The 24,239-nt window shown below is 66.3% G+C and carries 27 protein-coding genes and 1 riboswitch; of the genes, 14 read left to right on the top strand and 13 right to left on the bottom strand.

Annotated features, from left to right (window positions below; all coding sequences use genetic code 11):
- Nucleotides 1–176: 176 nt before the first annotated feature.
- Nucleotides 177–1,037: a MurR/RpiR family transcriptional regulator gene (locus tag ACF3ND_RS01900; protein ID WP_394063723.1), complete on the top strand. Its 861-nt coding sequence runs from the start codon at nucleotides 177–179 to the stop codon at nucleotides 1,035–1,037.
- 5 nt (nucleotides 1,038–1,042) lie between these two features.
- Nucleotides 1,043–2,080, top strand: a complete 1,038-nt coding sequence (locus ACF3ND_RS01905; RefSeq protein ID WP_394063725.1) for a C45 family autoproteolytic acyltransferase/hydolase — start codon at nucleotides 1,043–1,045, stop codon at nucleotides 2,078–2,080.
- A gap of 10 nt (nucleotides 2,081–2,090) precedes the next feature.
- Here ACF3ND_RS01905 and ACF3ND_RS01910 read toward each other — a convergent pair whose 3' ends face one another.
- Together ACF3ND_RS01910 and ACF3ND_RS01915 are read right to left on the bottom strand one after the other, a co-directional pair.
- Nucleotides 2,091–2,648 (bottom strand): cob(I)yrinic acid a,c-diamide adenosyltransferase, encoded by a 558-nt coding sequence (locus ACF3ND_RS01910; protein WP_394063727.1) that lies wholly within the window; start codon nucleotides 2,646–2,648, stop codon nucleotides 2,091–2,093.
- A gap of 7 nt (nucleotides 2,649–2,655) precedes the next feature.
- Nucleotides 2,656–3,180: a GNAT family N-acetyltransferase gene (locus ACF3ND_RS01915; RefSeq protein ID WP_394063729.1), complete on the bottom strand. Its 525-nt coding sequence runs from the start codon at nucleotides 3,178–3,180 to the stop codon at nucleotides 2,656–2,658.
- A gap of 111 nt (nucleotides 3,181–3,291) precedes the next feature.
- Between ACF3ND_RS01915 and ACF3ND_RS01920 the strand changes: the two genes are divergently transcribed.
- A complete protein-coding gene (locus tag ACF3ND_RS01920) occupies nucleotides 3,292–3,600 on the top strand; it encodes a copper-binding protein (RefSeq protein ID WP_394063731.1) in 309 nt (102 codons plus the stop codon).
- 67 nt (nucleotides 3,601–3,667) lie between these two features.
- On the opposite strand, the gene hslU is transcribed toward ACF3ND_RS01920, so the two are convergent.
- The 5 genes from hslU to ACF3ND_RS01945 form a co-directional block, all read right to left on the bottom strand.
- Nucleotides 3,668–5,005, bottom strand: coding sequence for an ATP-dependent protease ATPase subunit HslU (gene hslU / locus ACF3ND_RS01925; protein ID WP_394063733.1), 1,338 nt, complete (start codon nucleotides 5,003–5,005; stop codon nucleotides 3,668–3,670).
- A gap of 17 nt (nucleotides 5,006–5,022) precedes the next feature.
- Nucleotides 5,023–5,556 (bottom strand): ATP-dependent protease subunit HslV, encoded by a 534-nt coding sequence (gene hslV, locus ACF3ND_RS01930; protein WP_394063735.1) that lies wholly within the window; start codon nucleotides 5,554–5,556, stop codon nucleotides 5,023–5,025.
- Nucleotides 5,557–5,732: 176 nt separating this feature from the next.
- Nucleotides 5,733–6,170, bottom strand: a complete 438-nt coding sequence (gene dksA / locus ACF3ND_RS01935; protein ID WP_394063737.1) for an RNA polymerase-binding protein DksA — start codon at nucleotides 6,168–6,170, stop codon at nucleotides 5,733–5,735.
- A gap of 83 nt (nucleotides 6,171–6,253) precedes the next feature.
- On the bottom strand, nucleotides 6,254–7,336 hold the full coding sequence (locus ACF3ND_RS01940; protein ID WP_394063739.1) for a CobW family GTP-binding protein: 1,083 nt from the start codon (nucleotides 7,334–7,336) through the stop codon (nucleotides 6,254–6,256).
- A gap of 199 nt (nucleotides 7,337–7,535) precedes the next feature.
- On the bottom strand, nucleotides 7,536–8,027 hold the full coding sequence (locus ACF3ND_RS01945; protein WP_394063740.1) for a Fur family transcriptional regulator: 492 nt from the start codon (nucleotides 8,025–8,027) through the stop codon (nucleotides 7,536–7,538).
- Nucleotides 8,028–8,112: 85 nt separating this feature from the next.
- On the opposite strand from ACF3ND_RS01945, the gene ACF3ND_RS01950 reads away from it, so the two are divergent.
- From ACF3ND_RS01950 to ACF3ND_RS01965, 4 genes are read left to right on the top strand one after another with little or no spacing between them, the layout of a single operon-like run.
- Nucleotides 8,113–8,262, top strand: a complete 150-nt coding sequence (locus ACF3ND_RS01950) for a hypothetical protein (protein ID WP_394063742.1) — start codon at nucleotides 8,113–8,115, stop codon at nucleotides 8,260–8,262.
- Nucleotides 8,263–8,266: 4 nt separating this feature from the next.
- Complete coding sequence (locus tag ACF3ND_RS01955; protein ID WP_394063744.1) at nucleotides 8,267–8,983, top strand: metal ABC transporter ATP-binding protein; 717 nt, start codon at nucleotides 8,267–8,269, stop codon at nucleotides 8,981–8,983.
- Between the two features lie 47 nt (nucleotides 8,984–9,030).
- On the top strand, nucleotides 9,031–9,885 hold the full coding sequence (locus tag ACF3ND_RS01960) for a metal ABC transporter permease (RefSeq protein ID WP_394065761.1): 855 nt from the start codon (nucleotides 9,031–9,033) through the stop codon (nucleotides 9,883–9,885).
- Nucleotides 9,882–10,925 carry a metal ABC transporter substrate-binding protein gene (locus ACF3ND_RS01965; RefSeq protein ID WP_394063746.1) on the top strand — a complete coding sequence of 348 codons (1,044 nt, stop codon included), beginning with the start codon at nucleotides 9,882–9,884 and terminating at the stop codon, nucleotides 10,923–10,925. The genes ACF3ND_RS01960 and ACF3ND_RS01965 overlap by 4 nt, the downstream gene beginning before the upstream one ends.
- Nucleotides 10,926–11,114: 189 nt before the next feature.
- On the opposite strand, the gene xerC is transcribed toward ACF3ND_RS01965, so the two are convergent.
- The 5 genes from xerC to ACF3ND_RS01990 form a co-directional block, all read right to left on the bottom strand.
- Nucleotides 11,115–12,059: a tyrosine recombinase XerC gene (gene xerC / locus ACF3ND_RS01970; protein WP_394065762.1), complete on the bottom strand. Its 945-nt coding sequence runs from the start codon at nucleotides 12,057–12,059 to the stop codon at nucleotides 11,115–11,117.
- A gap of 131 nt (nucleotides 12,060–12,190) precedes the next feature.
- Complete coding sequence (locus ACF3ND_RS01975) at nucleotides 12,191–12,865, bottom strand: DUF484 family protein (protein ID WP_394063748.1); 675 nt, start codon at nucleotides 12,863–12,865, stop codon at nucleotides 12,191–12,193.
- A 2-nt stretch (nucleotides 12,866–12,867) separates the two neighbouring features.
- Nucleotides 12,868–13,791 carry a diaminopimelate epimerase gene (gene dapF / locus ACF3ND_RS01980; RefSeq protein WP_394063749.1) on the bottom strand — a complete coding sequence of 308 codons (924 nt, stop codon included), beginning with the start codon at nucleotides 13,789–13,791 and terminating at the stop codon, nucleotides 12,868–12,870.
- An 8-nt stretch (nucleotides 13,792–13,799) separates the two neighbouring features.
- Nucleotides 13,800–14,690 carry a lysophospholipid acyltransferase family protein gene (locus ACF3ND_RS01985; RefSeq protein ID WP_394063750.1) on the bottom strand — a complete coding sequence of 297 codons (891 nt, stop codon included), beginning with the start codon at nucleotides 14,688–14,690 and terminating at the stop codon, nucleotides 13,800–13,802.
- Entirely contained in the window at nucleotides 14,687–15,541 is an 855-nt protein-coding gene (locus ACF3ND_RS01990) for a lysophospholipid acyltransferase family protein (RefSeq protein WP_394063751.1), read from the bottom strand. Before ACF3ND_RS01990 ends, ACF3ND_RS01985 begins: the two co-directional genes overlap by 4 nt.
- 240 nt (nucleotides 15,542–15,781) lie before the next feature.
- On the opposite strand from ACF3ND_RS01990, the gene metK reads away from it, so the two are divergent.
- From metK to metF, 5 genes are all read left to right on the top strand, one after another.
- Nucleotides 15,782–16,945, top strand: a complete 1,164-nt coding sequence (gene metK, locus ACF3ND_RS01995; protein ID WP_394063753.1) for a methionine adenosyltransferase — start codon at nucleotides 15,782–15,784, stop codon at nucleotides 16,943–16,945.
- Nucleotides 16,946–17,075: 130 nt separating this feature from the next.
- The gene (locus ACF3ND_RS02000) at nucleotides 17,076–17,303 is read left to right on the top strand and encodes a DUF1289 domain-containing protein (protein WP_394063755.1); all 228 of its coding nucleotides are present in this window, start codon (nucleotides 17,076–17,078) and stop codon (nucleotides 17,301–17,303) included.
- 64 nt (nucleotides 17,304–17,367) lie between these two features.
- A riboswitch (S-adenosyl-L-homocysteine riboswitch) is annotated at nucleotides 17,368–17,447 on the top strand.
- A gap of 87 nt (nucleotides 17,448–17,534) precedes the next feature.
- Nucleotides 17,535–18,932, top strand: a complete 1,398-nt coding sequence (gene ahcY / locus ACF3ND_RS02005) for an adenosylhomocysteinase (protein WP_394063757.1) — start codon at nucleotides 17,535–17,537, stop codon at nucleotides 18,930–18,932.
- Between the two features lie 45 nt (nucleotides 18,933–18,977).
- Nucleotides 18,978–19,316, top strand: coding sequence for a phage holin family protein (locus ACF3ND_RS02010; protein WP_394063758.1), 339 nt, complete (start codon nucleotides 18,978–18,980; stop codon nucleotides 19,314–19,316).
- On the top strand, nucleotides 19,313–20,152 hold the full coding sequence (metF, locus tag ACF3ND_RS02015; protein ID WP_394063760.1) for a methylenetetrahydrofolate reductase [NAD(P)H]: 840 nt from the start codon (nucleotides 19,313–19,315) through the stop codon (nucleotides 20,150–20,152). Before ACF3ND_RS02010 ends, metF begins: the two co-directional genes overlap by 4 nt.
- An 84-nt stretch (nucleotides 20,153–20,236) precedes the next feature.
- On the opposite strand, the gene ACF3ND_RS02020 is transcribed toward metF, so the two are convergent.
- Nucleotides 20,237–20,866 (bottom strand): 5-formyltetrahydrofolate cyclo-ligase, encoded by a 630-nt coding sequence (locus tag ACF3ND_RS02020; protein ID WP_394063762.1) that lies wholly within the window; start codon nucleotides 20,864–20,866, stop codon nucleotides 20,237–20,239.
- Nucleotides 20,867–20,891: 25 nt separating this feature from the next.
- On the opposite strand from ACF3ND_RS02020, the gene ACF3ND_RS02025 reads away from it, so the two are divergent.
- Nucleotides 20,892–23,000, top strand: a complete 2,109-nt coding sequence (locus tag ACF3ND_RS02025; RefSeq protein ID WP_394063763.1) for a transglycosylase SLT domain-containing protein — start codon at nucleotides 20,892–20,894, stop codon at nucleotides 22,998–23,000.
- A gap of 11 nt (nucleotides 23,001–23,011) precedes the next feature.
- Nucleotides 23,012–24,154, top strand: coding sequence for a tRNA CCA-pyrophosphorylase (locus tag ACF3ND_RS02030; RefSeq protein ID WP_394063764.1), 1,143 nt, complete (start codon nucleotides 23,012–23,014; stop codon nucleotides 24,152–24,154).
- The last annotated feature ends 85 nt before the right edge of the window (nucleotides 24,155–24,239 follow it).

Genomic DNA, 24,239 nt, shown 5'->3' on the forward strand with positions numbered 1-24,239 from the left:
TCCGTGGGAAGTTGGACAGCAGGATGTTTTCAACAACTGTTGACTAAATAATAATACTTTCAACGAATAAATCATCAACGGAACGGCGCAAGGCCGGGATAAAACTCTTCACTGTTGCCCTTTTGCCGCTTTTGCGCACGATATACTTTATGAATTGCCTCTCGCCCCGTCTGTCCATGACTACCCTGAGCACCCTGACGCAGCGCATCCAGGCGGAATTCTCCGCCATGTCTCCCCAGTTCCAGGTGGGCGCGCGCCATCTGCTCGACCATGCCGACCAGGTGCCCCTGCTGTCCATGCGCCAGATCGCCGCCCAGGCGGGCGTGCAGCCGGCCACCTTGCTGCGCCTGGCGCAATCCCTGGGCTACGCGGGCTGGGGGGAGCTCAAGGCGGTGTTCACGCAGGCCCTCCACGGCCAGGGGCCGCGCCGCTATGCGGACCAGGCCCGGGAAGTGGTGCGCAACCGGCACAAGCCGGACCGCTTCGACCAGACCCTGGCCGCCCAGATGGACAATCTGGCGGCCTTGCGCGAATTGAACCAGGAACGCCTGCCGGCCGCGGTGGAATTGCTCAGCCGCGCCCGGCGCGTGTACGTGGCCGGTTTCCGGGCCTCGTTCGCGCCCGCTTTCGCCTTTCATTATCAGTACCGCCTGTTCCGGCCTAGCGTCGCGCTGCTGCGCGGCGACGCCGGCACGCTGGAGATGGACCTGCGCGCCCTGGACAAGGATGATGTGCTGGTCCTGTTCGGTTTTGCGCCTTATTCCCAGGAAAGCGTGCTGGCGCACCGCGCCGCGCGCCAGGCCGGGGCGCGCCTGCTGGCCATTTGCGACAGCCTGCTCGCCCCTATTGCGCTGGAGGCCGACAGCACATTATTGTTTGGGACCGACGTGCCCTCGTTCTTTCCATCGGGCGTGGCCGCCCAGGCTCTGGTGGAGGTGCTGGTGGAGCACGTCCTGGCCAAGGCCGGACGCAAGGCCGTGAGCGGCATAGAGCTGGCCGAAAATCAATTGCACCAATCCGGTGCCTACTGGAAATAGACACGATGGCTAAGTTGTCCTACCTGGAGTTGAGCGGTGGCCCCAAAGAAATCGGCCATTCCCTGGGACGTTTCGGCGCACCTGCCGCCCATGCCTATCTGATTCATTCGGCCCCCTGGCAGGGAGTCATGCAATGGAAGGGCAGCGATCAGGCGCGCCGCATGGCTGAATTCACGGAACGCTATTTTCCCCGAATATGGACCGAGCTGCAGGGGCTGGCCCTGGGACTGGAACTGCCCTTCGAAGACGTGCTGCTCTGGAACTGCCGAGGCGATCTCTGGGCGATGGCTCCCGATGGCTGCACCACGGTGCAGATGCCCGGGGAAGGGCAGCCGCGCATCGTGCACAACGAGGACGGCGATCCGGGCTTTGCGGGCCATTGCGGCGTGGCCAAGTTCATCCCCGACAGCGGCATGTCCTTCGTGTCCTTCGTGTATCCGGCTTCGGTGCCGGGCCACACCTTCGCCGTCACCCAGGCGGGACTGGCCATGACGGTCAACAATGTGCGCGCCCGCCAGGTGGAGCCCGGCGTGCCGCGCATGGTGCTGACGCGCGCCATGCTGGACCAGTCCGACCTGGACCAGGCCGTGGCCGTCCTGCGCGATCATCCGCGCGCCGGCGCCTTCCACCTCAGCCTGGCCCAGCGCGGCGATGCGCGCCTGCTCAGCGTGGAATTCAGCTCGCAGGCCGTGTCGGTCACCACCATCATGCAGAACAGCCTGCACGCCAATCATGCCGTGCATGAAGCCATGCAGGGATTCGAACAGCGCATCACCCAGTCGTCCCGGCTGCGCCAGGAGCGCGGGCACCAGCTGCTGGCGCAGGCCGGCGCGGCGCTGGACCCGCTGGCGGTGCTGTCGGACCAGCACCATGCGCAATATCCCATCTGGCGCTGTGAGCCTGACGACAGCGATGCGGAAAACACGCTGGCCACCGCGGACATCCAGGTGGGGAGCCAGTCGCTGAAATGGCAGGTCTACGAAGACCCCACGGGCGAGCCGCAGTTCCGCTTCGCCGACATCACCCGCATCGATCAGGTCTAGGCCGCTTCGCCTAGGTGTTCTGCGTCCGCTTGGGCTGCCACAGCACGTCGGAGCGCCCGGCGTGCCGGTTCAGGCTGCGCGCCAGCACGAACATCAGATCGGACAGGCGGTTCAGGTACAGGCGCGGACCTTCCTGCGGCAGGGCCTCGGCCGGGACCGCCACCACGCTGCGCTCGGCGCGGCGCGCCACGCAGCGCACCACGTGGGCGCAGGCCGCAGCGGGACTGCCGCCGGGCAGGATGAATTCCTGCAGCTTGCCCAGCGGTTCGTTGTAATGGCGGATGGCCTGGTCCAGGCGCTCCACATGGCCGGCGGCGATCACCTGATGCCCGGGAATGCACAGCTCGGCGCCCATGTCGAACAAATCATGCTGGATGTCGGACAGCAGGGCGTCGACGTCGGCCGGCAGCGCCAGCGTGCGCAGCACGCCGATCTGGCTGTTGAGCTCGTCCACGTCGCCCAGGGCATGGATCAGGGGGGCGCTCTTGGGCAGGCGGCTGCCGTCGCCCAGGCCCGTGGTGCCGTCGTCGCCGGTGCGCGTGCTGATGATGGAAAGTCGGATCGACATGGCGGGCCTATGCGGTGGCGGGGGCGGGACGGCCTTCGGCCAGGCGCTGCAGGGCTTCGCCGGTGACGCGCGCCACGCGCCAGTCGTGCAGGATCTGCGCGCCCTGGTGCTCGTAGAAGTCGATGGCGTTCTTGTTCCAGTCCAGCACCACCCATTCGAAGCGCCCGCAGCCCTGTTCCACGGCCAGCTTGGCCAGGTGGCGCAGCACGGCTGCGCCCAGGCCCTGCTTGCGGTGCGCCGGGTCTATGTACAGGTCTTCCAGGTAGATGCCGCGCCGGTCCAGGAAGCTGGAGTAGTTGTAGAACCACATGATGTAGGAGATCGGCGTGTCCGGCTGGTCTTCAGGGGTGATGACCAGGCAGTAGGCGCTGGGTTCGTCGGCAAAGAAGCTGTTGCGCAGCGATTCGGGAGTGGCGCTGAAGATATGCTCCAGTTTCTCGAAGGCGGCCAGGTCGCGCATCAGTCCCAGGATGGCGGGGATGTCGGCGGGGCGGGCGGGGCGAAGCGTATACCCTTTGATAAATTCGCTCATGCTTTTGCTGTAGTTTGGCGTTATGCTTGATTGGAAGCGGACGGCGTAACCGTCTGGAAACAGGCATTATGGGCCATTTGTCCGGCCCTGCCCAATTTGCAGGAGATTGACATGACTTGGACCACTCAACGCAGCGTACTGCTGGCGGGAGCCCTGGGTCTGGCCGCCACGGCGGCATACGTGGTGGTGGCGCAGGCCCAGGAAGCCAGCGCATCGGGAGAGGTGCGCCGGGTGGACGCGGCCGCCGGCAAGATCACCCTCAAGCATGGCGCCATCGACGCCCTGCAGCTGCCGGCCATGACGCTGGTCTACAAGATCGATCCGGCCTTGCTGGCCGGCATCAATCCGGGCGACAAGGTGAAGTTCACCGCCCAGCGCACCGACGGCGACTACATCGTCACCAAGATCGAGAAGTCCTGATCCTCCGGCGTCGGATGCGGAAAGGGCCCCTTGAAGGGGCCCTTTTCCATGCGGCGGGAGCGGCGCCTTACAGCACGTAGCGTGCCAGGTCCTGGCTGGCGGCGGTTTCCTGCAGCTGGCGGTTGACGTAATCGGCGTCGATCACCACGGACTGTGCGCCATGGCTGCCGGCGCTGTAGGACAGCTCCTCCAGCAGCTTTTCCATGACGGTGTACAGGCGGCGCGCGCCGATGTTCTCGGTGCGTTCGTTGACGTCGAAGGCCAGCTCGGCCATGCGCCGGATGCCGTCGGGGCGGAAGTCCAGATGGACGTCCTCGGTGCCCAGCAGGGCCGTGTACTGCTTGGTCAGGGACGAATCCGTGGCCGACAGGATCTGCACGAAGTCCTCGGCGCTGAGCGATTCCAGCTCCACGCGGATCGGGAAGCGGCCCTGCAGCTCGGGGATCAGGTCCGAGGGTCGGGACAGGTGGAAGGCGCCCGAGGCGATGAACAGGATATGGTCGGTGCGCACCACGCCGTACTTGGTGGTGACGGCGGTGCCTTCGACCAGCGGCAGCAGGTCGCGCTGCACGCCCTGGCGGGACACGTCGCCGCTGCCGCCCTGGTTCTCGCTGCGGGCCGTGATCTTGTCGATCTCGTCCAGGAACACGATGCCGTTCTGTTCGGCATTGGCCACGGCGGCCATGCGCAGCTCGTCCTCGTTGACGCGGCGCGCGGCTTCTTCTTCGGTCAGCTGCTTGAAGGCTTCCTTGACGGTCAGCTTGCGCGCCTTGGTCTTGTCCTGGCCCAACCCGGAGAACATGCTGCGCAGCTGCTCGGTCATCTCTTCCATGCCGGGCGGCGCCATGATCTCCATGCGGGGCATGGCCTGGGCCATTTCGATCTCGATTTCGGTGTCGTCCAGCTTGCCTTCGCGCAGGCGCTTGCGGAACACCTGGCGGGCGGAATTGTCCTCGCGCTGGGGCATGCCGTGGGCGTCGCGCGAGGGCGGCACCAGCACGTCCAGGATGCGGTCCTCGGCGGCTTCCTCGGCCTGGATGCGCACGCGGCGCATTTCGATTTCGCGGGTCTGCTTGACGGAGATGTCCACCAGATCGCGGATGATGGTTTCCACGTCGCGGCCCACATAGCCCACTTCAGTGAACTTGGTGGCCTCGACCTTGATGAAGGGCGCGTTGGCCAGTTTGGCCAGGCGGCGGGCGATCTCGGTCTTGCCCACGCCGGTGGGCCCGATCATGAGGATGTTCTTGGGCACGATCTCGCTGCGCAGGGGCTCGGCCACCTGCTGGCGGCGCCAGCGGTTGCGCAGGGCCACGGCCACGGAGCGCTTGGCCTTGCCCTGGCCGACGATGTGCTTGTCCAGTTCGGAGACGATCTCTCCGGGAGTCATGTTGGTGGTAGACATGGTGCGTGTCCGGCAGGTCAGAGTGTTTCGACGATGTGGTTCTGATTGGTGTAGATGCACAGGTCGCCGGCGATCTCCAGCGACTTCTTGACGATCTCGGCCGGCGCCATGGTGGTGTTCTGCAGCAGCGCCAGGGCGGCCGACTGGGCGTAGGCGCCGCCCGAGCCGATGGCCGCCAGCCCGTGTTCGGGTTCGAGCACGTCGCCGTTGCCGGTCAGCACCAGGGTGTGTTCCTTGTCCGCCACCAGCAGCATGGCTTCCAGGCGGCGCAGCACGCGGTCCGTGCGCCAGTCGCGCGTCAGTTCGACGGCGGCGCGCAGCAGGTTGCCCTGGTGCTTTTCCAGCTTGGCCTCGAAGCGTTCCTGAAGGGTGAAGGCGTCGGCGGTGGCTCCGGCAAAGCCTGCCAGGATGCTGTCGTTGTACAGACGGCGGATTTTCCGGGCCGTGCCCTTGATGACGATGTTGCCCAGGGTGACTTGGCCGTCACCGCCAATGGCGACCTGGTCGCCGCGGCGCACGCAGACAATGGTAGTGGCGTGAAATTGTTCCATGAGTTCCTTCCTTTAAGTCTCCAATCTGGGGATGAGCAAGAGAATTTCAAGGCGGGAATTTGTACCGGCGCCGCCTGGGGCAGAGCGCGAGGCGCCGCGGGCCGGCCCGCAAGCCAAAAAAAAGCCCCCGCCAGTCCATGTCGGCAGGGGCTTGTGCAGAATGCGGCGGGCCAGGGTCAGTCGCCGAACATCTTCTGGCGCTTCTCGCGGCGTTCCTGGGCTTCCAGGGACAGCGTGGCGGTGGGGCGGGCCAGCAGGCGGGGGATGCCGATGGGCTCGCCCGTCTCCTCGCACCAGCCGTACTCGCCCGATTCGATCAGGGCGATGGACTGCTGCACCTTCTTGAGCAGCTTGCGCTCGCGGTCGCGCGTGCGCAGCTCCAGCGCGTGTTCTTCTTCGATCGTGGCGCGGTCGGCCGGATCGGGGACGAACTGGGTCTCGCGCAGGTTCTCCGTGGTGGCGCCGGCGTTGGCCAGTATTTCCTGTTCCAGCTGGCGCAGGCGGTGCTTGAAGAACTCCAGCTGTGCGGGGTTCATATAGTCCGACTCAGGCATCGCCAAAAGCTCCTGCTCGGTCAGCAGGGTCGTAGTACTGTCATGTGACTTCGTTGCCATGATGCTTACCTCTTGTTGACGTCTGGGAGCCTGTAACTCTCGTCACGCGCAATCGCTCCGCATTTACTGAATGAGAAATAACTTCAGGCCAGGCAGTTCTCCAGGCCTTGGGTGAAGATATCCTGCGGCAGCTTGCGGCCAATGAAGACCATTTTGTTGCCTTTCTTTTCCTTGGCCAGCCAGGCGGTGCCGGGCTCGGCGCTCATCATCATGTGCACGCCCTGGAACAGCATGCGGCGATTGATGCCCTTCAGGTACAGAATGCCCTTGTAGCGCATCAGGTCCGGCCCGAAGACCTGGACGATGCCCGACAGGAAGTCTTCCAGGCGCTCGGGATCGAAGGGGCGGTCCGAGCGGAAGACGAAAGCCCCGATTTCATCGTTGTGGGCCGCATGTTCGTGGTGATGATGGTGGCCGCAGTTCGGACCGCAGTCGCCTTCATCGTGATCGTGGTGATGATCGTGGTCGTGGGCGGCGTCGGGGTGTTCGGCCGCCAGGAAGTCCGGATCGATGTCCAGGATGGAGTTCAGGTTGAAGCCGCTGACCTCCAGCAGGTCCTGGATGTTGGTCTCGCCGAAGTTGACCGGCGTGATGGTGGCGCGCGGGTTGATGCGCACCAGGCGGGCGCGCAGGGCCTCGTAGTCCACCTCGTTGACCAGGTCCTTCTTGGAGATCAGCAGCTTGTCGGCGAAGCCGACCTGCTTCTGGGCTTCTTCCTGGCGGTCCAGGGTGGCCATGCCGTGCTTGGCGTCCACGATGGTGATGACCGCGTCGAGCCGGTAGTACTCGGCGATGTCGTCGTCCATGAAGAAGGTCTGGCAGACGGGGCCGGGATTGGCCATGCCCGTGGTCTCGATGATGACGCGCTCGAAGTTCAGCTCGCCGGACTGGCGGCGCAGGCGCAGATCGTTCAGGGTGCGCATCAGGTCGCCGCGCACCGTGCAGCACACGCAGCCGTTGCTCAGCTCGACGATTTCCTCTTCGGTGTCCTGCACCAGCAGATCGTTGTCGATGCCTTCGGGCCCGAATTCGTTCTCGATGACGGCGATGCGTCGGCCATGGTATTCGGACAGGATGCGCTTGAGCAGCGTGGTCTTACCTGCGCCCAGAAAGCCGGTCAGGATAGTGACCGGGACCATTTTCTTCAGATCTAATGCGGCGTTCATAACAGGCCTCGCAGAGGCGGATGGCAAGAGTACAGGGCACGGCGTGACCGCGACGTCCTGTGCTTGTTTGATCCGCTCAAAAACAACGTGCGATTACATCACAGCCTTGCCCGTTCGGCAAACGGCGGTGATCCAAACAGCGCGACGGTTTGCCAGTAGATCGGGAAATATATACTGATTGAGGGCAAAACACCACGTTTTAGGCGGCAGATAAGGGTTTTCGAGCGCTTTGCCCCTGGGCGCAGCGCTGGCACAGCGCGCGCAGTTCGGTTTCGTGGCCGGACAGGGCGAAGCCGGCGTCGCGCACGCAGTCGGCCAGCTTCTGGCTGAGCGCCGGAGCGCACAGTTCCACCACCGTGCCGCACTGGGTGCACACGATCAGCAGGTCGTGCGGATGGCCGCCGGCGTCCACGCAGGCCGTCCAGGCATTGACTGCGTCCAGGCGGTGGATCAGGCCCTCCTCGGTCAGGAAGTCCAGGGCGCGGTAGACGGTGGGCGGCTTGGCGCCGGGCTGGAACTCGCGCACGCGGTCCAGCAGTTCATAGGCCTTCAGGCTGCGCTGGGCCTGGATCAGAATTTCCAGCACCTGCCGGCGTATCGAGGTCAGCCGCTTGCCGCGCTGCAGGCACAGCTGTTCGGCTGTCTCCAGCTGATGTTCGATGGCGTGGGGCGTGAGGATGTGCACAGGCATGGGCGCTTGTTCAGTGTATTTGTTATGTTATAACATTATGGCAAGAATAAAATATTATCCGCCTTTGCCGCATTATCCCTTTTTCATGTCCTGTCCTCAATTTTCTCCCGCGCCCCGCAGCCCGGCGCCGCGCCGCTCCTTGCTGCTGGCCTCCGCCGGCCAGCGCCTGCTGGCCGCCCTGTGCGTGGTCGCCGCCCTGTGGGCGCTGACATCCTGGGCCCTGGGCTGGTGGTGACGCAATGCAGCAGACCCTGATCGAGCTGGACCATGTGGCCCTGGGCTGGAAGGACAAGATCGCCTTGCGCGACATCAGCGGGCGCTTCACGCGCGGCTCGCTGACCGCGGTCGTGGGCCCCAACGGCGCGGGCAAGTCCACGCTGCTCAAGGGCCTGAGCGGGCAGATCAATCCGCTCAAAGGGCGCATCGCACTGGATCCGGCCGTCAACGACGAGCTGGCCCTGCTGCCGCAGATGGGCGACCTGGACAAGACCTTCCCCATCACCGTGCATGACCTGGTGGCCATGGGCGCCTGGAAGCGCGTGGGCGCCTTCGGCGGCTTCTCGCGCCAGGAGCGCGAGCGCATCGCCCACGCTCTGGAGCAGGTCGGGCTGGCCGACTTCGCGCGCCGCTCCATCGGCACGCTGTCGGGCGGCCAGCTGCAGCGGGCGCTGTTCGCCCGCATGATCATGCACGACGCCCAGGTGCTGCTGCTGGACGAGCCTTTCGCGGCGGTGGACAAGGCGACCTCGGACGAGCTGATGGCCTTGATCTGCCAATGGCACGAGCAGGGCCGCACCGTGATCGCCGTGCTGCACGATCTGGACATGGTGCGCGCCTTCTTCCCGCAGTCCCTGCTGCTGGCCGGGCAGGTCGTGGCCTGGGGCCGGACAGATTCCGTGATCACGCCCGAGCATCTGCACCTGGCACGCCACCTGTGCGCCGGAGACTACCTGTGAGCGCGCTCTGGGATTTCCTGTTCAGCCCCTTCGCCGACTACGGCTTCATGCAGCGCGCTCTGGCGGGCTCCTTCGCCCTGGCGGCGGCCGCCGGCCCATTGGGCATCTTCCTGGTGCTGCGCCGCATGAGCCTGATGGGCGACGCCATGGCGCACGCCATCCTGCCCGGCGTGGCCGTGGGCTTTCTGACGGCCGGCCTGTCGCTGGGCGCCATGGCGCTGGGCGGCATGATCACCGGCATCGCGGTGGCCTTGCTGGCCGGCCTGGTCGCGCGCCTGACGCCGCAGCGCGAGGACGCGAGCTTTGCCGCCTTCTACCTGGTCTCCCTGGGCCTGGGGGTGCTGCTGGTGTCATTGCGCGGCTCCAACATGGATTTGATCCACGTGCTGTTCGGCACGGTGCTGGGGCTGGATGACGCCTCGCTGCTGCTGGTCACCGGCAGCAGCTCGGTCACGCTGGCGCTGCTGGCCCTGATCTTCCGGCCCCTGGTGCTTGAATGCCTGGACCCCATCTTCCTGCGCACCCAGGGCGGGCGCGGCTCGCTGGCGCACATGGTCTTTCTGTTCATGCTGGTCATCACCCTGGTGTCGGGCTTCCAGGTGCTGGGCACCCTGATGGTGGTGGGCATCATGATGCTGCCGGCGGCCTCGGCGCGCTTCTGGGTCTATTCCGTGGGCCGGCAAATGATCGTGGCGGCCGTGCTGGGCATGGTCAGCTCCTACCTGGGGCTGCTGTTCTCGTATTACTACAACGTGCCGGCATCGCCCGCCATCATCCTGGCGGCCGGGGCGTTCTATTTCCTGTCCGTCGGTTTCGGGCCGCACGGCGGCCTGGTGCGCGCCTGGTCTTCGTTCCGGGCGCGGCGACGGCGCATGGCCTCACTTCTGGAGCATGAATCATGAACGTTCGAGTTTTCAACCGGGCCGGCGCGCTGCTGTCGCTGAGTCTGCTGGCCCTGGCCTTGCCGGCGCAGGCCGAGCCGCTGCGCGTGGTCAGCAGTTTCTCCATTCTGAACGACATGGTGCGCGAGATCGGCGGCGACAAAGTGATGGCCAGCGCCATCGTGCCGGCCAATGGCGACGCCCACTCCTTCGAGCCACGCCCCAGCGACGCCAAGACGCTGGCCTCGGCCCAGCTGCTGGTGATCAACGGCCTGGATTTCGAGGCCTGGCTGCCGCGCCTGCAGCAATCGGCCGGCTACCGGGGGCCGCAGGTGGTGGCCACCCAGGGCATAGACGCCCTGGCTTTTGAGGGCGGGCATGATCATGCGCATGAATCCGGCCAGGACCATGACGACGGGCATGATCATGGGCACGATCACGATCACGATCACGATCACGATCACGATCATGACCATGGGCATGGCCACGGCAAGGAGCAGGCGGCCGAGCCGCCCCATGCGCACAGCCATGGCAGCCAGGATCCGCACGCCTGGCAAAGCCTGAGCCTGGCGCAGACCTACATCGGCAACATCGCCCAGGGGCTGTCCCAGGCGGATCCGGCCAATGCGGACTATTACCAGCGGCGCGCGCAGGACTACGCCCAACGCGCCCAGCAGCTCGACCAGAGCATCAAGTCGCGCCTGCAGGCCATCCCCGCCGAGCAGCGCAAGGTCATCACCTCGCACGACGCCTTCGCCTACCTGGGCAAGGAATACGGCATCACCTTCATTTCCCTGGTGGGCGTGTCCAGCCAGGCGGAGCCCTCGGCGCGCGAAATCGCGCAGGTCATCGAGCAGGCGCGGCGCGAGAACATCCATGCCATCTTCGTGGAAAACACCGTCAGTCCGCGTCTGGTGGAGCAGGTGGCCCGCGAAACCGGCGCCAAGGTCGGCGGCACGCTGTATTCGGACGCGCTGGGCAAACCCGGCTCGGGCGCGGACAGCTACCTGGGCATGATGAAGTGGAACACCGACAAGCTGATCGAGGCCCTGACGCCCTAGTCTGGGTGCTTCGCAGCATTTTTTGGGCCGCTGTCCATTGATGGGCAGGGTGCAAACTCGAGAAACCGCCGTTCAAGCCCGGCGCCAGGGCCGTCAGTCCGAACGGGGCCGGCACACCTTCGAAAGTCGGCTTCATTCGCGCTTCTTCTAGCTGCCGGCGAGCCCATGCCCGGAAATCCGCGAAGAACCTCAGTCCTGATGGCCGCCGTTCTTGCGGCGCGCCCGAGGGTGGGCCTGGTCGTAGGCCTGGGCCAGGTGCTGGAAGTCCAGGCGGGTGTAGATCTGCGTGGTGGAGATATTCGCGTGGCCCAGCAGCTCCTGCACGGCGCGCAGGTCCTGCGCCGACTGCAGCAGGTGGCTGGCGAAGCTGTGGCGCAGGCTGTGCGGGTGCACGTGCACGGGCATGCCGCTGGCGCGCGCGTATTTTTCCAATTGCTGCTGCACCACGCGAGGGTGGATGCGCGCGCCGCGCGCGCCCAGGAAAAGGGCTGCGCGGGCGTCGGGGTCGTGCGCCAGCGCGGCGGGTACGGCGCGGCGCTCCAGCCACTGGCGCAGGGCGTGCAGTGCTTTTTGCCCTATGGGCAGGCGGCGCTGCTTGCCGCCCTTGCCGGTCACGACCAATTCTCCTTCATCCAGCAGCAGCCAGCTTTGCGACTGGTAGTCGCCCTCCTGCCGGTAATGCACGTCCAGGCTGACCAGTTCGGACAGGCGCAGGCCGCTGGAATAGAACAGTTCGAACATGGCCTGGTCGCGCCAGGCCATGGGGTCGTCCTGCACGGGCGCGGCGGGCCTGTCCAGCAATTGCTGGGTCTGGTCCACCGACAGCGCCTTGGGCAGCGGCCGGCCCGCCTTGGGGGCGCGCAGGCCTGCGGCCGGGTTGCGCGGCCAGCCCTGCTGGCGGGTCCGCCATTGATAATAGCCGCGCCAGGCGGCCAGGATGCGGGCCAGGCTGCGCGGAGCCAGCCCCTGGCCGTGCAGGCCGGCGGCGGCCTGGCGCAGTTCGGTCTCGTTCAGGCTGTCGGGGTCGCGTTGCGGGTGCTGGGCCAGCAGATGGCCCAGGTCGCGGCGGTAGGCTTGCAGCGTGTGGTCTGAATAGCGTTTTTCGTGCGCCAGCAGATGCAGCCAGCGCTGCATGGGCTCGGTGAGGGCTTCCGGCCTGTTGGCCGGAGCTGGCCCGCCACGATCCGGAGGCGCCTCCAGCGCCGTTTCGGTCTGGCCTTGCTTGACCTCGCCGTTGACGGCGAGGTCTGCGCGCAGGCGCGTGGTCAAGCCGGGCATTCGGGCTCGACGGCGGCGGTGCGCGCCTGCTGGCGGCTGAGCGCCGCGCTGCACAGCTCGCCTATGCCTTCCAGGAAGTCCGTGCCCATGTCGGCCGTGAAGCGATCCGCTTCAGGCGAGCCCAGCACCAGCAGGCCGAAGAGCTGCTCGTCGCCGGGCTGCTTCAGGGGCACGATGGCCGCCGACTGGGCGTCCTGCTGGAGTTCCGCCAGGAATTCTTCGTTGCGCCGCGCTCCGCAGCAAGGCTTGGACAGGGTGTGGGCCCAGCCGGCGATCGGGTCGTCGGCCAGCACTTCGTCGGGATTCCAGCAATGCAGGCGCACCACGGGCATCTCGAAGATGCGCTCCAGGCTGCGGCAGATCAGTTCCGGCAGGGCGGCGGGGTCGGGCTCGGCCAGCATCTGGCAGTTCCACTGGTGCAGCAGGCGCGAGATCTTTTCATTGCCGCGGGCGTTGGCGACCAGGGCGGCCAGCTGGCGTTCGGTTTTCTTGCCGCGGTCGCGCAGCAGCAGGATCTGGCGCTCGCCCAGGGAGATGGCGCGGCTCTGGTGCGGATGCGGCACCATGAGATTGGCGAAGATGTCGGCGTGGGCGTCGAAGAAATCAGGATTGGCTTTCAGGAACTGGGCCACGTCCGCGGCGCTGAGGCTGGGGGTATCCATGTCTAGAAGGTTTCCTTTCTGGCTAAGGACGCGCACAGCGCGTCGATATCGACCTGACCGTCGAAAACAGTCTGGGCCGGGCCGCTCATGCGCAGTTGCCGTCCGTCCCACTGGACGCGCAGGGCGCCTCCGCGAGTATCCACGACAACCGGACTCTGGAGCAATCCCCGCCGTATGCCCGCCACCACGGCCGCGCAGGCCCCGGTGCCGCAGGCGAGCGTCTCGCCCGCGCCGCGTTCATAGACGCGCAGGCGGATGTGGTGGGGATCCATCACCTGCATGAAGCCGGCGTTGACCTTGCGGGCAAAGCGCGGATGCGATTCGATGAAGGGGCCCACGGTCCGGACCGGCGCGTTCTGCACGTCTTCCACCACCTGCACCGCATGCGGATTGGAGATGGACACCAGCGACAAGGCCATGGGCGCGTCCTGGCCGGGCATGGGCAGCATCCAGAGCGTGTCCTGGCCCTGGGCGGCATGCTCCAGCCCTTGCGCGTCGAAATCCACGTCGGCAGGCGCAAAGCGCGTCACGCCCATGTCCACTTCCACGCCCAGTTCGGGATCGTCGTTCAGGGTGATGACGCCGGTGCGGATCTGCGCCCGCAGCGGATTGGCCGCGGACAGGCCCTGCTCGTGCACGAAGCGCACGAAGCAGCGCGCGCCGTTGCCGCAGTGCTCCACTTCGCCGCCGTCGGCATTGAAGATGCGGTAGCGGAAGTCCGCGTCCGCGGACTGCGCGGGCTCCACCAGCAGGATCTGGTCGGCGCCGATGCCGAAGTGGCGGTCCGCCAGCGCGCGCGCCCGTTCGGGAGTGACGTCCAGTCGCTGGTTGACGCCGTCCAGCATGACGAAATCGTTGCCCGCGCCATGCATCTTGGTGAAGCGCCACAGGGATGCGGCAGGGGTGGAGGGGGCGGGGCGGTTCATGATGTCGTTCAGTAAATGCGAGGCTGGCCTTCGGGCCGGGTCTTGAAGCGTCGATGCACCCAATAATACTGCGGCGGATCCTCGCGCACGTATTTTTCGATCAAGGCGTTCATGCGCGCCGTGGCTTGCTCCAGGGAGTCCTCGCCGGGGAAGTCCCCCATGGGTTCGAGCACCTGGACGTGGTAGTGGCCGGTCCGGGCGTCCAGCCGGGAGATGACGGGAATGACGACGGCGTCCTGGTTGCGGGCGATCTGCGCCGTGGACAGCAGAGTGGCGGCCGGCACATTGAAGAAAGGCACGAAGGCCGCCCCCTTTGTGCCGAAGTCCATGTCGGGCAGATAGTAGATGGGCTGTCCTTTCTGCAGGGCGCGCATCAGGCCGCGTATGCCGTCCTTGCGGGAGATCAGCGGCACGTCCGAAAAACGGCTGCGGCCTTCGTACATCAGGCGGTCCACGTTCGGGTCGCGCTGCGGCGTGTAGAAGGCCACCAGCGGCGAGATGGACATGGACAGGCGCGTGCCGGCCGCATCCATGCCCAGGAAATGGGGCACCAGCAGCATGACGCGCCGCCCCTGTTCCAGGGCGCGGGTGATGTGCTCCTCGCCGCTCAGCTCGAGCGTGTTCAGGATGGTGCTGGGCAGGCCGAACCAGAGCAGGCCGCGGTCCAGGTAGGACTGGGCCAGCAGCCGGAAATGCTGTTTTTCCCAGGCGCGCCGCGTGCTCTCGGGTTCATCCGGAAAGCACAGGTCCAGATTGGTGCGCACGATGTGGCGGCGCCGGCCGGCCAGGCGATGGGTCAGCCAGCCCAGCACGGCGCCCCAGCGCTGGCGCTGGCGTACCGAGGCCCGTCCGAAATAGGTGAAGATGGACTTGAGCAGCGGATAGGAATTGAAACTCATGGCGTCGATTCGGTGGGAATGGGAGGCGCGTCGTGCGGGATCTTGTAGCGGTTGTAGCCCCACAGGTACTGCTCGGGGAAGCGCCGGATCAGCGTTTCCATGGACTGGTTGATCAAGGCGGCCAATGCGGCGGGATCCTCGGGCAGCGGCTCGGGCAGGCGCAGGTTGTGGATGCGCCAGCCGCGCCCCTTGGGCAGGCGCTCGGCGGCGGTCACGATGACGGGGACGTCGGACTGGCGGGCCAGCTTGCCGGCCAGGGTCATGGTCAGGGCGGGGCGGCCGAAGAAAGGCGCCCAGACGCCGTCGCCGCCGCTGGGCACCTGGTCGGGCAGCATGCCGACCGACTGGCCCTGGCGGAAAGCGCGCACGAATTCGCGCACCCCCTTCATGTTGGCGGGCACGGCGTGCAGGCCGGGCAACTCGCGCGATTCCTTCATCAGCGGTTCCAGGAATGCCTGGCGCGGCGGACGGAACATGACGGTCAGCGGCCCCAGGCCCGCCATGTAGCGGGCGGTGATCTCGAAGCAGCCCAGGTGCGGCGTCAGGTAGAGCACGCCGCGCCCCTCGGCATGGGCGGCGCGCAGAAGCTGCTCATCGTCCACGGTGCAGCGGGCCAGGCAATCGGCCGGGTGCAGCCAGACGCGCGGCGTCTCCAGGATCATGGCGCCGGCGTGCCCGGCCGCCCGGCGAAAGAAGGCGGGGTCGTCGTAGCCGGCCTGGCGGCAGTTGGCCTGCAGGCGGCGGCGGTAGCGACCGGGAAATGCGTACACCAGCCGTCCCGCCGCCTTGCCCAGCAGGTGCAGCACGGGTAGGGGCAGACGAGCCGCCAGGCGCAAGAGAGCGGCTAACATGGGCCGGACAATCCTATGAAAAGTAGGTTTTGCTGAAACAACTGCGTATTTTCGCTTAAAATGGATTGTATCGCTGAGTTAAACGACAACTTGCGGAGCGATAGGGCGGCCCTGCCGTCCACAATAAACCGCTAAAGCGTCGCGCCCCGTCTATCGTAACCACATCGCTGGCTCCGAGGTGCAACGCAGTTTGTTCAACCTCGGGCTGAAGCTTCAGCCCTTACCCAAGGAAGCAACGCTGTGGTCAACAACGATTTCCTCTTCACGTCCGAATCCGTTTCCGAAGGCCATCCCGACAAGGTCGCGGACCAGATCTCCGACGCCATCCTGGACGCCATCTTCGAGCAGGACCCCCAGGCCCGCGTCGCCGCCGAGACCCTGTGCAACACCGGCCTGGTCGTGCTGGCCGGCGAGATCACCACGCACGCCAACGTGGACTACATCCAGGTGGCGCGCGACACCATCAAGCGCATCGGCTACGACAACGGCGACTACGGCATCGACTACAAGTCCTGCGCCGTGCTGGTGGCCTACGACAAGCAATCGCCCGACATCGCCCAGGGCGTGGACCGCAGCCCCGAGGAAATCCTGAACCAGGGCGCCGGCGACCAGGGCCTGATGTTCGGCTATGCCTGCGACGAGACCCCCGACCTGATGCCCGCGCCCATCTGGTACGCCCACCGCCTGGTGCAGCGCCAGAGCGAACTGCGCAAGGACGGCCGCCTGGCCTGGCTGCGCCCGGACGCCAAGTCGCAGGTCACCTTCCGCTACGTGGACGGCCGTCCCGTGGAAGTGGACACCGTGGTGCTGTCCACGCAGCACGCCCCCGACATTTCCCAGGAAGACATCCGTCAGGCCGTCATCGAGCACATCATCCGGCCCTGCATCCCCGAGGACCTGCTGTCCGACAAGACCCGCTTTCTGGTCAACCCCACCGGCAAGTTCGTGATCGGCGGCCCGCAGGGCGACTGCGGCCTGACCGGGCGCAAGATCATCGTGGACACCTACGGTGGCGCATGCCCGCACGGCGGCGGCGCCTTCTCCGGCAAGGATCCGTCCAAGGTGGACCGCTCGGCCGCCTACGCGGCGCGCTACGTGGCCAAGAACATCGTGGCCGCCGGCCTGGCGCGCCAGTGCCAGGTGCAGCTCAGCTACGCCATCGGCGTGGCCGAGCCCATCAACATCACGATCTACACCGAAGGCACGGGCGTGCTGCCCGACGCCGAGATCGCCAAGCTGGTGCGCGCCCACTTCGACCTGCGTCCGCGCGGCATCATCGAGATGCTGGACCTGCAGCGGCCCATCTACGCCAAGACGGCGGCCTACGGTCACTTCGGCCGCAGCGAACCCGAGTTCAGCTGGGAAGCCACCGACAAGGCCCAGGTGCTGCGCCACGCCATCTAACTGCTTGCTCTTCAAGGAAAAAGCCGCCTGCGGGCGGCTTTTCTTTTTGTCTGAGGCCAATCCGCCACAAGCCTGCCGGCAGCAGGGTCATGCGCGGATCCGGCCCCGAGCCAATGCTATTATTTTGTCCATGAGCACCCTGAACTCCTCCCTGCCCACCGCCGACGAAGACCACCGCCTGACCCGCCGGGACTCGCCGTGCGTGGCCGTCTGCTCCACGCTGTACGACGACATCTGCCGGGGCTGCGGGCGCACCGCCATGGAGGTGGCCAACTGGGTCTTCATGAGCCAGGACGAAAAGGATCTGGTCTGGGACCGCATCACCGCCCAGGGCTACCCGCGCCGCAACAAATATTGATCTTTCCCCGCGGCGCCCGCTTCCCAAGGCGACGCAAACGAGTACAATTACCCGCATCATTTCCATGCCCGAGGGGCGTTGCGACAAGACCCGTGCGTCTTGCCAGGCTCGGACCATGGATGGGCGCATCGCCGCCCACAAGAACGACGCTCGCCACGACCTGCACGGCAGGCTGCTGGCGGGCCGCATCGCTCGCGTCGCAGTCTGCGTGCCGTATTACGGAGCCCAACTGTGACTTTTTCTGATTACAAAATCGCCGACATCTCCCTGGCCGACTGGGGCCGCCGCGAACTGGCCATCGCCGAAACCGAAATGCCCGGCCTGATGGCCACCCGCGAGGAATTCGCCGCTTCCCAGCCCCTGAAGGGCGCCCGCATCGCCGGCAGCCTGCACATGACCATCCAGACCGGGGTGCTGATCGAAACCCTGAAGGCCCTGGGCGCCGAAGTGCGCTGGGCGTCGTGCAACATCTTCTCCACCCAGGACCACGCCGCCGCCGCCATCGCCGCCACCGGCACGCCGGTCTTCGCCGTCAAGGGCGAATCCCTGGAAGAATACTGGCAGTACACCCACGAAATCTTCAACTGGCCCGGCGAGCAGGCCAACATGATCCTGGACGACGGCGGCGACGCCACGCTGCTGCTGCACCTGGGCGCGCGCGCCGAAAAAGACCTGTCCGTGCTGGACAAGCCCGGCAGCGAGGAAGAGCGCGTGCTGTTCGCCGCCATCCGCGCCCGCCTGGAAACGGACAAGACCTGGTATTCCACCCGCCTGGCCCAGATCAAGGGCGTGACCGAGGAAACCACCACCGGCGTGCACCGTCTGTACCAGATGTCCCAGAAGGGCGAGCTGGCCTTCCCCGCCATCAACGTGAACGACTCGGTGACCAAGTCCAAGTTCGACAACCTGTACGGCTGCCGCGAATCCCTGGTGGACGGCATCAAGCGCGCCACCGACGTCATGGTGGCCGGCAAGATCGCCGTGGTCTGCGGCTTCGGCGACGTGGGCAAGGGCTGCGCCCAGGCCCTGGCCGCGCTGCGCGCCCAGGTATGGGTCACCGAGATCGACCCGATCTGCGCCCTGCAGGCCTCCATGGAAGGCTATCGCGTGGTCACCATGGAAGAAGCCGCCGACAAGGCCGACATCTTCGTGACCGCCACCGGCAACTACCACGTCATCAACCGCTCGCACATGGAGCGCATGAAAGACCAGGCCATCGTCTGCAACATCGGCCACTTCGACAACGAGATCGACGTCGCGTCCGTGGAAGACCTGGAGTGGGAAGAAATCAAGCCGCAGGTCGACCACATCATCTTCCCCGACGGCAAGCGCATCATCCTGCTGGCCCAAGGCCGTCTGGTGAACCTGGGCTGCGCCACCGGCCACCCCTCGTTCGTGATGTCCGCCTCCTTCACCAACCAGACCATTGCCCAGATCGAGCTGTTCACGCGCGGCGACGCCTATGAAACGGGTAAAGTATATGTACTGCCCAAGCACCTGGACGAGAAAGTGGCCCGTCTGCACCTGAAGAAACTGGGTGTGAACCTGACCACCTTATCCCAGGAGCAGGCGGATTACATCAGCGTGCCGGTGCAGGGCCCCTTCAAGCCTGAGCACTACCGCTACTAAGTCCACGCCCGCGCGTCTTCGCACGCCGTTTTTTGGAGTCCTATCATGACCTTGCTACTCGTCTGGATCCTGAACGCTGTCGCCTTGCTGGTTGTCGCCTATATCCTGCCCGGCATCACCGTGGCGTCCTTTGGCTCGGCGCTGATCGCCGCGCTGGTGCTTGGCCTGCTCAATACGCTGGTCAAGCCCGTGCTGGTGCTGCTGACGCTGCCCATCACCATCGTGACCCTGGGATTGTTCCTGCTGGTGCTCAATGCACTGGTGTTCTGGTTCGCCGGCTCCATCCTCAAAGGCTTCCAGGTCAACGGGTTCTGGTGGGCGGTCATCGGGGCTATCGTCTACAGCCTGGTCTCCGGGCTGCTGTCTGGATTGTTGGTCAAATGACAAATAAGCAAACGCTGAGCCTCGAGTTCTTCCCCCCGCGCGATATCGCGGCCCAGGAAAAGCTCGTGCGCTCGGCCAAATCCCTGATCGGCCTGAATCCGGCCTATGTCAGCGTCACCTTCGGGGCGGGCGGTTCCACGCGCGCGGGCACGGTGGGCGCCGTGGAACTGCTGCAGAAGCTGGGGTTCGACGTGGCCCCGCACCTGTCCTGCATCGGCGCCAACCGTGAACAGCTGGCCGAGCTGCTGGACAGCTATCGCCAGCAGGGCATACGGCGCATCGTGGCCCTGCGCGGCGACCTGCCTTCGGGCATGGGCGGCGGCGCGGGCGAGCTGCGCTACGCCAGCGACCTGGTGGCCTTCATCCGCGAGCGCTATGGCGATCATTTCCACATCGAAGTGGCCGCCTATCCTGAAATGCATCCCCAGGCCACCGGCTTCGAGGACGACCTGGCGCATTTCGTGACCAAGGTGAAGGCGGGCGCGCACGGGGCGATCACCCAGTACTTCTTCAACCCGGACGCCTACTTCAGCTTCGTGGAGCGCGCCCGGGCCAAGGGAGTCACGGTGCCCATCATCCCCGGCATCATGCCCATCACCAACTCGGCGCAACTGCTGCGTTTTTCCAATATGTGCGGCGCGGAAGTGCCGCGCTGGATACGCCTGCGCCTGGCGGACTTCGGCGACGATCGCGCGTCCATACGCGCCTTCGGCATCGATGTGATCTCGCGCCTGTGCCAGGATCTTCTGGACGGCGGCGCGCCCGGCCTGCACATGTACACCCTGAACGGGGCGGACGCCAGCATGGCCATCGTGCCCAACCTGAACTGGCGCTGATCCTTTCCTGCCGCCCATTGAAAAACCCGCCCGGCGCAAGCCCGGCGGGTTTTCTTTTTAAAAAGGCTGTCCTTGCCTGCCGGCCTACAGTTCCGGCGCGGGCACCGCCCAGCCCTTGTCGGTCAGGATGGTGTCCAGCCGCTGGTCGTGGGGGGCGGGCTGGTAGGCCGTGCCGGACAGATCGCCCACCGCCCAGGCGATGCCCACGCTGGTGAAGGCGTGGCCCTGCTGCTTGAGCGCGGCCAGCGTGCGGTCGTAATATCCTTTGCCATAGCCCACGCGATCGCCCTGGCGGGTGTAGCCCAGCGTGGGCACCAGCACGATGTCGGGCGGCGGGGCTTCTTGCGACACCGGGATCTCGATGTCGTAGCGGCCTTTTTCCATGGGAGTGTCCGGGGTCCATTCGCGAAAGACCAGCGGCGAGTCGGGCTGTCCGACGACGGGCAGGCAGACGTTCAGGCCTTCTTCCTCCACCCATTGGGCCATCAGCGGACGCAGGTCCGGTTCGCCCTGAACCGGCCAGAAGGCGGCGATGGTTTTCGGCTCCGGGCGGCCCTGCTCGCGCAGGCGGCTGCGGTTGGTGGCCAGCCAGGTGAACAGGCGGCCCCGGATCAGCAGGCCGCCCCGGTTGGTCTCGATGGAGGGCTGCCCTGCACGCAGGTCTTTTAGTCGCGTGCGCAGGTCGACTGCGTTATGCTCTACGTTCTGAATCATGGGTGATTTTTTAAAGGCCGTCACAATGGGTATCGATCAGCTAAAGTACCAGAAAACACGTGGCTGGGGCACGCCGCCTGCTTTCCAGCGCCCTTCGCTGAGCACCTTGCTGGTGGTGGCCGTGGGGCTGGCGGGCTGCGCCGGCGCCGAGCAGCCCCAGGCCCAGGCCACTACGCCCGCCCCGGCCCAGCAGATCGCCCTGGCTGCGCCTGCACTGCCGCCGGCCAAGGAGGCGGCGCGCCGCTGGGACAGCCTGCCTCCGGTTCCGCCCGTGGCGCGCCAGGCTTTGATCGAAGCCCGCGAAGCCGTCAACGCCAAGCGCTGGACGGCGCTCGATGCGTTGGCGCCCGTGGCCGCCGACGATCCCGTGCTGGGTTCCTACGCCGAATACTGGCGCCTGCGCCGCATCCTGCAGGACGACTCCCAGCCCGTGCCGGACGATCAGGTGCGACTGTTCCTGGCCGGCAACCAGGATGAATACCTGGCCAATCGCCTGAAATCCGACTGGATCGTGGCGGCGGCGCGCGCCGGCAACTACAAGCTGGTGCGTGAACTCTGGCCGGTGGAGGCGCCCACGTCCATGGTCAAGTGTTCCGTCGCGCTGGCGCAGAACGTGGCCGGCGAGGGCGTGAACGTCACCGATCTGCTGGAGTCCTTTGCGCCCAGCCGCGCCTGCTGGTCGGCATTGGACCAGCTGTACGCCCGCAAGGTCATCAGCACCCACCAGGTGCGCGACCTGATGCGCGAAGCCCTGGAGAACGGCAAGCCCGAACAGGCCCGCCGGCTGGCCGCCATCATCTTCACCGGCCCGCAGATGAAGGACTACACCGCCTTGATGGCCTCGCCGCAAAAGTGGCTGGACCAGCAGGCCGGGCGCAGTAACGTCAATCCCGAGCTGGTGACGCTGGCCCTGTCGCGGCTGGCCCGCGGCGACCGCGAGAAGGCCGCCGCCTACATAGACCGGACCTGGGCCGGCAAGATTCCCCAGGAGAACCTGAACTGGGTCTGGGGACAGTTCGGCCTGGTCAGCGCCTTGCGTGTGGAAAATGACGCAACCAAGTGGTACCGGCGCTCCGGCCGCACGCCCATGACGGACTACAATCATGCCTGGCAGGTGCGCGCCGAACTGCGCGAAGCCCAGATCGACTGGAAGCAGGTGGCCGCCGCCGTCAACAAGATGGGCCCGGCCCAGCGCGCCGAACCCGTCTGGGTGTACTGGCACGCCCGCGCCCAGCAGGCCCTGGGCCACAAGGAGCAGGCGCGCGCCGAATTCCAGTCCATCACGGGCGACCTGAACTTCTATGGCCAGCTGGCCACCGAAGAACTGGGCCTGACTCCGACGCTGCCGCCCCAGCCCGCGCCGCTGACCCCGCAGGACATGCAGGATGCGCGCACCAACGCCGGTTTGTTGCGGGCCGTGGAGCTGTTCAAGCTGGGCTGGCGTCCCGAGGCCGTGCCTGAATGGAACTTCGCGCTGCGCGGCATGAACGACCGCCAGTTGCGCGCGGCGGCCGAGTTCGCCCGCGAGCAGCACATCTACGACCGCGTCGTGAACACCTCCCTGCTGACCAAGAACGAGATCGACTTCAGCCAGCGCTTCATCGCGCCGTTCGAGGGCCGGGTCACCGAACAGGCCAAGTCCATCAACCTGGATCCGGCCTGGGTCTACGGCCTGATCCGCCAGGAATCGCGCTTCATCACCGATGCGCGCTCCGGCGTGGGCGCATCCGGCCTGATGCAGCTGATGCCGGCCACGGCGCGCTGGGTGGCCAAGAAGATAGACATGGCGGATTTCTCGCCCGCGCGCGTGAACGAATTCGAAGTGAACACGGTGCTGGGCACCAATTACCTGAACATGGTGCTGGGCCAGCTGGGCGGCTCCCAGGTATTGGCCTCGGCGGGCTACAACGCCGGCCCCGGACGCCCCATCCAGTGGCGTTCGCGCCTGAACGGCACGGTGGAAGGCGCCATCTTCGCGGAGACCATCCCCTTTACGGAAACACGCCTGTATGTGAAGAACGTGCTGTCCAACGCCACGTATTACTCCATGCTGTTCAGCGGCCAGCCCCAGTCGCTCAAGGCGCGCCTGGGCTCGGTCAGCCCCAGCGGCGTCACCACCGCATCGCTGCCCTGATGGCGGACGCCATGCTCGACGCCCGCCAGCAGGCGGCCCTGGCCGCCATCATGGGCCGCCCGGACCCCTTGCTGGAGGGGCTGGACGTCTATGTGGTGGGCGGCGCGGTGCGCGACGCCTTGCTGGACCTGCCGGCCGGCGACCGGGACTGGGTGGTGGTGGGCGCGCGTCCCGAGGACTTGGCCGAACGCGGTTTCGTGCCGGTGGGCGGGGATTTCCCCGTCTTCCTGAATCCGCGCACCAAGGAAGAATTCGCCCTGGCCCGCACCGAACGCAAGTCGGGCCGGGGCTACAAGGGCTTCACTTTCTATACCGGCACCGATGTCACCCTGGCTGACGACCTGCGCCGCCGTGACCTGACCATCAATGCCATGGCCGTGGACAAGCAGGGCCGCCTGCAGGATCCCCTGAATGGTCTTGCCGATCTGCAGGCGCGCCTGTTGCGGCATGTGGGCACGGCTTTCAGCGAGGACCCGGTGCGCCTGCTGCGGCTGGCGCGCTTTGCCGCGCGCTTCACGCAGTTCCAGGTGGCGGACGATACCTGGGCCCTGGCGCGAGAGCTGGTGGAGCAGGGCGAGGTCGACGAGCTGGTGGCCGAGCGGGTCTACATGGAACTGGCCAAGGGCCTGGCGGCGCAGCGCCCGGCGCGCATGTTCGAGGTCCTGCGGGAAGTGGGCGCGCTGGAGCGCGTCATGCCCGGCCTGGCCTATACTGACGAGGTCGGCGAACGGGTGCAGGCGGCCTGTGATCGCGGCCTGCCCATGGCGGGACGTTTCGCCATCCTGTGCCATGTCTCGGATGATCCCGCCGACGTCGCGGTCCAGGTCCGGGCGCCGTCCGAATGGAAGGACCAGGCCCGCCTGCTGCCCGTGCTCCTGGCGGATTCCGCCCTGTTGCAGCCGCGCCGCCAGGTGGAACAGGCTCTGGGCGTCATGGAGCATCTGGATGCCTTGCGCAAGCCGGGGCGCTTTGCCGAGCTGCTGGCCGCCGCAGCCTGCCTGCGGGATGTGCCGGTGGACGACTGGGAACACCTGCGCCAGGCCATGGCGGCGGTGGATGCCGGCGCGGTGGCGGCGCGCTACACGAAGGAACCGGGCCGGATCCGCGAAGCCGTACGCGCTGCGCGGCTTGAGGCCATGGAGAGGGCGGCCTGATGCTGGCCGCTTTTATCTGGATGCCCTGCAGTTTTTATTGGGGCGAGGCGGCTGATCGATAGCAGGGATGGGTTTTGCGAAAAAC

This window comes from Alcaligenes sp. WGS1538, assembly GCF_043187505.1.
Lineage (GTDB): Bacteria > Pseudomonadota > Gammaproteobacteria > Burkholderiales > Burkholderiaceae_B > Alcaligenes.

Bases quoted from the DNA above. Each gene is read 5' to 3' on its own strand.
- ACF3ND_RS01965 (WP_394063746.1), top strand. From the start codon at position 9,882: ATGAACGTTCGAGTTTTCAACCGGGCCGGCGCGCTGCTGTCGCTGAGT.
- ACF3ND_RS02025 (WP_394063763.1), top strand. From the start codon at position 20,892: ATGGGTATCGATCAGCTAAAGTACCAGAAAACACGTGGCTGGGGCACG.
- ACF3ND_RS01955 (WP_394063744.1), top strand. From the start codon at position 8,267: ATGCAGCAGACCCTGATCGAGCTGGACCATGTGGCCCTGGGCTGGAAG.
- hslV (WP_394063735.1), bottom strand. From the start codon at position 5,556: ATGGAACAATTTCACGCCACTACCATTGTCTGCGTGCGCCGCGGCGAC.
- metF (WP_394063760.1), top strand. From the start codon at position 19,313: ATGACAAATAAGCAAACGCTGAGCCTCGAGTTCTTCCCCCCGCGCGAT.
- hslU (WP_394063733.1), bottom strand. From the start codon at position 5,005: ATGTCTACCACCAACATGACTCCCGGAGAGATCGTCTCCGAACTGGAC.
- ACF3ND_RS01990 (WP_394063751.1), bottom strand. From the start codon at position 15,541: ATGTTAGCCGCTCTCTTGCGCCTGGCGGCTCGTCTGCCCCTACCCGTG.
- dksA (WP_394063737.1), bottom strand. From the start codon at position 6,170: ATGGCAACGAAGTCACATGACAGTACTACGACCCTGCTGACCGAGCAG.
- ACF3ND_RS02030 (WP_394063764.1), top strand. From the start codon at position 23,012: ATGCTCGACGCCCGCCAGCAGGCGGCCCTGGCCGCCATCATGGGCCGC.
- ACF3ND_RS01920 (WP_394063731.1), top strand. From the start codon at position 3,292: ATGACTTGGACCACTCAACGCAGCGTACTGCTGGCGGGAGCCCTGGGT.
- ACF3ND_RS01915 (WP_394063729.1), bottom strand. From the start codon at position 3,180: ATGAGCGAATTTATCAAAGGGTATACGCTTCGCCCCGCCCGCCCCGCC.
- ACF3ND_RS01910 (WP_394063727.1), bottom strand. From the start codon at position 2,648: ATGTCGATCCGACTTTCCATCATCAGCACGCGCACCGGCGACGACGGC.
- ACF3ND_RS01940 (WP_394063739.1), bottom strand. From the start codon at position 7,336: ATGAACGCCGCATTAGATCTGAAGAAAATGGTCCCGGTCACTATCCTG.
- ACF3ND_RS02020 (WP_394063762.1), bottom strand. From the start codon at position 20,866: ATGATTCAGAACGTAGAGCATAACGCAGTCGACCTGCGCACGCGACTA.
- ACF3ND_RS01945 (WP_394063740.1), bottom strand. From the start codon at position 8,027: ATGCCTGTGCACATCCTCACGCCCCACGCCATCGAACATCAGCTGGAG.
- ACF3ND_RS01985 (WP_394063750.1), bottom strand. From the start codon at position 14,690: ATGAGTTTCAATTCCTATCCGCTGCTCAAGTCCATCTTCACCTATTTC.
- ACF3ND_RS01905 (WP_394063725.1), top strand. From the start codon at position 1,043: ATGGCTAAGTTGTCCTACCTGGAGTTGAGCGGTGGCCCCAAAGAAATC.
- ACF3ND_RS01975 (WP_394063748.1), bottom strand. From the start codon at position 12,865: ATGGATACCCCCAGCCTCAGCGCCGCGGACGTGGCCCAGTTCCTGAAA.
- dapF (WP_394063749.1), bottom strand. From the start codon at position 13,791: ATGAACCGCCCCGCCCCCTCCACCCCTGCCGCATCCCTGTGGCGCTTC.
- ACF3ND_RS01950 (WP_394063742.1), top strand. From the start codon at position 8,113: ATGTCCTGTCCTCAATTTTCTCCCGCGCCCCGCAGCCCGGCGCCGCGC.
- ACF3ND_RS01900 (WP_394063723.1), top strand. From the start codon at position 177: ATGACTACCCTGAGCACCCTGACGCAGCGCATCCAGGCGGAATTCTCC.
- ACF3ND_RS01960 (WP_394065761.1), top strand. From the start codon at position 9,031: ATGCAGCGCGCTCTGGCGGGCTCCTTCGCCCTGGCGGCGGCCGCCGGC.
- ACF3ND_RS02010 (WP_394063758.1), top strand. From the start codon at position 18,978: ATGACCTTGCTACTCGTCTGGATCCTGAACGCTGTCGCCTTGCTGGTT.
- xerC (WP_394065762.1), bottom strand. From the start codon at position 12,059: ATGCAGCGCTGGCTGCATCTGCTGGCGCACGAAAAACGCTATTCAGAC.
- ACF3ND_RS02000 (WP_394063755.1), top strand. From the start codon at position 17,076: ATGAGCACCCTGAACTCCTCCCTGCCCACCGCCGACGAAGACCACCGC.